The organism is Streptomyces sp. NPDC029044, assembly GCF_040637495.1.
Lineage (GTDB): Bacteria > Actinomycetota > Actinomycetes > Streptomycetales > Streptomycetaceae > Streptomyces.
This window is the reverse complement of the sequence record NZ_JBEZWN010000135.1, coordinates 1-5,073: the sequence shown is the minus strand read 5'-3', so window position 1 is coordinate 5,073 and position 5,073 is coordinate 1. Positions and strand designations below refer to the sequence as shown.

3 protein-coding genes and 2 pseudogenes are annotated in these 5,073 nt (G+C 69.8%); 3 read left to right on the top strand and 2 right to left on the bottom strand.

Annotated elements, in window-relative coordinates; translation table 11 throughout:
* Positions 1 to 94, top strand: a pseudogene (locus AB0E85_RS39630) (aminotransferase class III-fold pyridoxal phosphate-dependent enzyme); the annotation flags it as partial.
* 250 nt (positions 95 to 344) lie between these two features.
* Here AB0E85_RS39630 and AB0E85_RS39625 read toward each other — a convergent pair.
* On the bottom strand, positions 345 to 803 hold the full coding sequence (locus tag AB0E85_RS39625) for an ATP-binding protein (RefSeq protein WP_361937613.1): 459 nt from the start codon (positions 801 to 803) through the stop codon (positions 345 to 347).
* A 169-nt stretch (positions 804 to 972) separates the two neighbouring features.
* Between AB0E85_RS39625 and AB0E85_RS39620 the strand changes: the two genes are divergently transcribed.
* Positions 973 to 1,338, top strand: coding sequence for an STAS domain-containing protein (locus AB0E85_RS39620; RefSeq protein ID WP_361937612.1), 366 nt, complete (start codon positions 973 to 975; stop codon positions 1,336 to 1,338).
* Between the two features lie 417 nt (positions 1,339 to 1,755).
* Here the strand turns inward: AB0E85_RS39620 and rph are convergent, their stop codons facing one another.
* Positions 1,756 to 4,353 carry a rifamycin-inactivating phosphotransferase gene (rph, locus tag AB0E85_RS39615; protein WP_361937611.1) on the bottom strand — a complete coding sequence of 866 codons (2,598 nt, stop codon included), beginning with the start codon at positions 4,351 to 4,353 and terminating at the stop codon, positions 1,756 to 1,758.
* A gap of 239 nt (positions 4,354 to 4,592) precedes the next feature.
* Between rph and AB0E85_RS39610 the strand changes: the two are divergent.
* Positions 4,593 to 4,787: pseudogene (locus tag AB0E85_RS39610) on the top strand (ATP-binding cassette domain-containing protein); the annotation flags it as partial.
* Positions 4,788 to 5,073: the final 286 nt, after the last annotated feature.

The following is a 5,073-nucleotide window of genomic DNA, read 5'->3' as shown; positions in this document are numbered from 1 at the left end:
CGGTACCGAGGCGACCATGTCCGCGATCCGGCTCGCGCGCGGGTTCACGCAGCGCACCAAGGTGATCAAGTTCGCCGGGTGCTACCACGGGCACGCGATCGCACCGCTGCACGTGGACGAGGGCCAGCCCTTTCCGCCGGCGGGCAGCCCGATCTCCCAGGCGCTGCGACGTCTGGGAGCGGTGGCGGGCGCAGGCGAGGACGAGTTCTCCGCCGTGGGGTTGTACCGGCACCGGAACAACGAGGCGTGGATCGCCTGACGCGCACCGGGTGAGGTGCTCCGGTCGGACAAGCCAGTCGAGGACTTCGTCTGCCCGGCACCGACCAGCCCCGCGTTCGGACACGTCACATGCCGCCGGGCTCGTCGGCCAGCGCGATCCGCGCGGTGATGCGTTTGCCCACCGGCTCGCGCCGTACCTCGAAGTCCTCGGCCACGGCCTTCACGATCTCCAGGCCGTGCTGGCCGATCCTGCTGGGGTCGGTGGCACGGGCCGCGGGGATCTTGGGGTCGCTGTCCCACACGGTGATCTCCACGGTGCGGGCGGTGATGCGCAGTTCCAGCAGGACGGGCCCGGGCGCGTACTTGCGGGTGTTGGTGACGAGCTCGCTGACGACCAGCTGGGTGAGGTCCCTCGCCCGGGCGGAAACGGGCAGGTGCTGGTCGTCGCTCGCCCGGTCGAGGAAGGCAGTGGCGTGATGACGGGCGTCCGCGATGCAGCTGTCGTCCCCGTCCAAGGCGTACTCGACGCGCAGGAGATGCACGTCCGGCGTCGCACACCCGTCACCGTCGGCAGCAGATTCCACTGGCCTCGCCCTCACTCCCCGTTCACGCGCGCCGGTACCCGTTCTGCGACCCTGCATGCCACAAAGGTGTTGTTCGGCACAGCCGCCCGGGTGCATCGGGCCGGGGCGGTGGGGCAGAATCAACCGTGCACGTTCTGACCGGGCAAGCCTAAACACAGTCGAGGAGAAGGTGTCCCAGCACGAGAGAGCGGACCGGCCGGGCCGGCTCCACGCCGAACACCACATGGCCGGAGGCATCCGGGTCGTGACCCTGCGGGGTGAGATCGATCACGATGTCCAGGACGTGCTCAGCGAGGCCCTGCTGGTCGAGAGCGGCGAGATGCCGCCGCGGACGGTCGCGGATCTCAGCGGGGTGACCTTCATGGACTCCAGCGGCATCAACATCTTCGTCGCCGCACACCAGCAGGCGAGCAGCGCGGACGGCTGGGTTCGCATCGCCGGCGCTCAGAGGTCGGTGCTGCGGGTCCTGGAGCTGGTCGGCGTCGACACGCTCATCCCCTGCCACCCCACCACGGAACAGGCCCTGGCCTCCTGATCCGCGTCGGCCGGACCGGTGCCGCCGCGGCCGTGCCCTCTCGGGCCCGTAACCCCTCGGTCCGGTCCTGTCGGCTGCGCTGGTTCAACGGCCGGTGCCGTCCCGCCAGAAGCCGGGGCCGCCGCCAGGGCGTCGGGGGCCTCTCCGGACAGGTGATGCCCGGAGTCGATCGGGCCCCCTCCGAGCCGGTCGCCCGCCCGGTCGCGCCAGACCCCAGGACATCTCCGTACAGAGTGGCCCTGTCGTCATGGGTGGCCCGCAGGGCGACCGATACGGCGGCCCGGCCCGGCACCTGGCCATGGAGTCGGACGGGCTCACCTCCCGGTCAGGGTTGGTGCGCGCCGAGAGCGAGCAGGTACCCGACGCACCCGGACACAGCCGTTTCACCCGGGCAGTTGAGCGTTCTCCGCGTGTCGGTCACGACAGAATCTCGATGTACCCGTCGGTTCCGTGCACGCGGATCCGCTGTCCGTCCCGGATCAGCCGGGTGGCCTGATCCACGCCTACCACGGCCGGCAAGCCGTACTCGCGTGCGATCACCGCGCCGTGGGTCATCAGGCCGCCCACCTCCGTCACCAGGCCGGCGATGCCCACGAACAGGGGGGACCAACTGGGGTCCGTGTAGGCCGTGACCAGGATGTCGCCCGGTTCGAGGTCCGCGTGGGCCATGTCCAGGATGACGCGGGCCCGGCCCTCGATGGTCCCGCCGGACACCGGCAGGCCGATCAGGGCACCGTCCGGCACGTCGTCACGCCGGTACGCCCCGTTGAGGCCCTCGCCCTCCGATGTGAGAACCCGGGGAGGTGTGAGCGCGCCGTAGGTACGGAACGCTTCCCTGCGTTGCCGGACGAGCCGGTCGTCCACCCGGTTCGAGCGTGTGACCTCCTGGAGCTCCTGGAAGGTGAGGTGGAAGATGTCCTCCCGCTCGCGCAGTACGCCGGCCTGCACGAGGCGCCCGGCCTCCGCCAGCAGCGCCTGCTTGTAGACGAAGAGGCGGCTGACGATGTCGTACTTCGGGTACTCCCGGTATCCGATGAAGGTCCGGACCCGGTCGATCATCCTCTTGGTCTCTGCGGCCTTGCTCTCGCCGCCGGGCAGCGCCCGCAGGCGCGTCAGCACGTCCTGTTCCTTCTTCTCCGCCTCCCTCCGCCCTTGCTCGAAGCGCCGCTCGGCCGCGCCCGGTCCGAAGTTCCTGACGTTGTCGAGGATCGCCGGCACGAGTGCGCCGGGCTGTTCGCGCCACCGAGGCCTCGTGATGTCGATCTCGCCGGCGCAGCGCATGCCGTACCGGTCGAGGTAGCTCTCGATGGCGTCGCGCGCCTCCGTGCCGCCCGCGAACTTCGCCAGCTCGTCCAGGAAACCGTCGCCCTCGACGTCTTGCAGGAACGCCACCACCTCGGGATGGGGGCGGATCACGTCGGCGACGTCGAGCAGCGCCAGTCCCATCTGCGACGTGATGTTGTCGGGGGCGGACAGCGTGAGCGTGTCCGCCGCGTTCTTCTCCCCCAGCCACTCGTGCAGCTTGTCGTTGAGCCACCAGGTGGCCTCCATCCCCGCCATGATCACCTTGATGCTCAGCGGATCGCCGAGGACCCGCTTGTGCTCCGTGAAGGCCTCCAGCAGGAAGTCGAACAGGGCCGGGCCGGTCTTCGTGCCGATGTCGCGCCGCAGGGCGGCGATGGACGCTTCGCTGCGCTCGATCAGCCGGTTGACGATGGCGGGGTCGGTCTCGATCGGGGCGGGCGGGGGCCCGGCCGGGGGTGTGCCGGGTGCCGGGTCCGGGTGCAGAGGGACGAAATCGTCGCGTTCGAGGACGGTCTCCAGCGCGTCCCTGGTCAGGGGGTCGCCCCTGCCCACGAGGTCGAGGAGGCCCGTGCGGCTCGTGGGCGTCGTCAGGGCCCGGGTGGCGTCGACCCACAGCCTCCCGCCGGCGTCGGTCATCGGAGCCATGGCCGTCAGCTTCCACACGGAGAGCCCCAGCGGCTTCATGGGGTCGGTCATCATCTGCTGATGTCCGACGGAGACGTAGACGTGATTCTTCTCGTCGTCGGTCTCGGGGACGGGGAAGAGCGTCGTGATCGGCCGGCTCTGGACGATGTGGAAGCCGTCGTCATCCAGGCACCATTCGATGTCCTGCGGGCCGCCGAAGTGTGCCTCGATCCGCCGTCCGAGGTGTACGAGCCGCACGACCTGCGCATCCGTCAGCGCCGGCTGCTTCTGCCGCTGCGAGTCGACCGCCCTCTCCTGCGTACCGCCGTCCGGCAGGGCGTGAACGGCGCGCTTTTTCGCGGCGATCGTCCTGGTGACGATCTCGCCGTCCCGCACCGCGAAGACGTCGGGGTTCACCAGACCGGACACCAGGGCCTCACCGAGGCCGAAGCCGGCGTCCACGGTGGCCACCTTCCGGTTGCCCGTGACGGGGTCGGCGGTGAAGAGGATGCCGGCCGCGCGCGGCAGGACCATCCTCTGCACGACGACGGCCATGTGGACCGTGCGGTGGTCGATGCCGTTGCGCCGCCGGTAGGTGACGGCCCGTTCGGTGAACAGTGAGGCCCAGCAACGGCTGATGTGCTGGAGGACCGCCGTAGGCCCCATGACGTTCAGGTAGGTGTCCTGCTGGCCGGCGAAGGATGCCGTCGGCAGGTCCTCCGCCGTGGCGCTGGACCGGACGGCGTAGGCGGCCCGCTCGCCGTGGTGGGCGAGCGCACCGGTGATCGCCGCCGCGAGATCGCCCGGGACGGTGATCCCTTCGATGGCCCGGCGCGTGCGCGCGCTGAGCGTGCGGATCGCCTCCCGGTCGTCCGGGTCGGCGCGGGAGAGCTGGTCCAGCAGCTCATCGATCGCCGGCGCTCGCGTCACGATCCGCCGGAAGGCCTCAGTCGTCACGCAGAAGCCACCCGGCACGCGGATGTCCGGGATCCGCGACAGTGCGCCCAGATGTGCGCCCTTGCCCCCGACGACCGCTGGCTGTGTCCCGTCGACCTCCTGAAGATCCAGCACGTATGGCTCGTTCATCTCCGACGCACGCACGGCGTGTCCCCGTTTCCGCAGGTTGTGGATTCGGTCGACGATTCTGCGCCGCCACCCGGGCCTTGCCGCAAGCCCCCCTGTGGGCTATAACTTGAGAGAGGCAAGGAGGAGATCTCCTTGCCTTTGTCGTTGACCGTGCGTCGAGGAGTCACAGACGTGGTGGGTGAAGACGACATCTCCGCGTGAGACCCGGATGTGACGGCCACCGGACGCGCTGAGGCCCGTCCTTCTCCTGGCCCGACGACACCCCGGTCTTCAGCGACCTGTCCTTCATCGTCACGACCGGCCGTACGGGCCTGGTCGCTCCGAACGGCGCGGGCAAGAGCACGCTGCTGAAGCTGATCGCCGATGAACTCAGCCCCAGCGTGGGCTCGTTGTCGGTCCACGGGACGCTGGGTCACCTCCGGCAGAGTCTTCCCAACCTCGACCTGGTCCTCCTTGGGCGGCCGCCGTGCGCTCGACGGCGTCTCTGCACCGACCTGATCGACTCGACCCCGCCGTGGGACGGCCCGGTCCGCTACGGCGGCGACTACAGCGAGGATCCGACAGGACCGTCGAACGGTCATGTGACTTCGGAATCACGCTGGTTCCTCGGACGATCAGCAGCATGCCGCCTCAGCGCGTCACCGGTCAAACAGGTGACGATGCTTCGCAGACAGCGCGTGAGACCGGGGAAACGACGCGTGGCCGGGGAGGGCAGAGCCC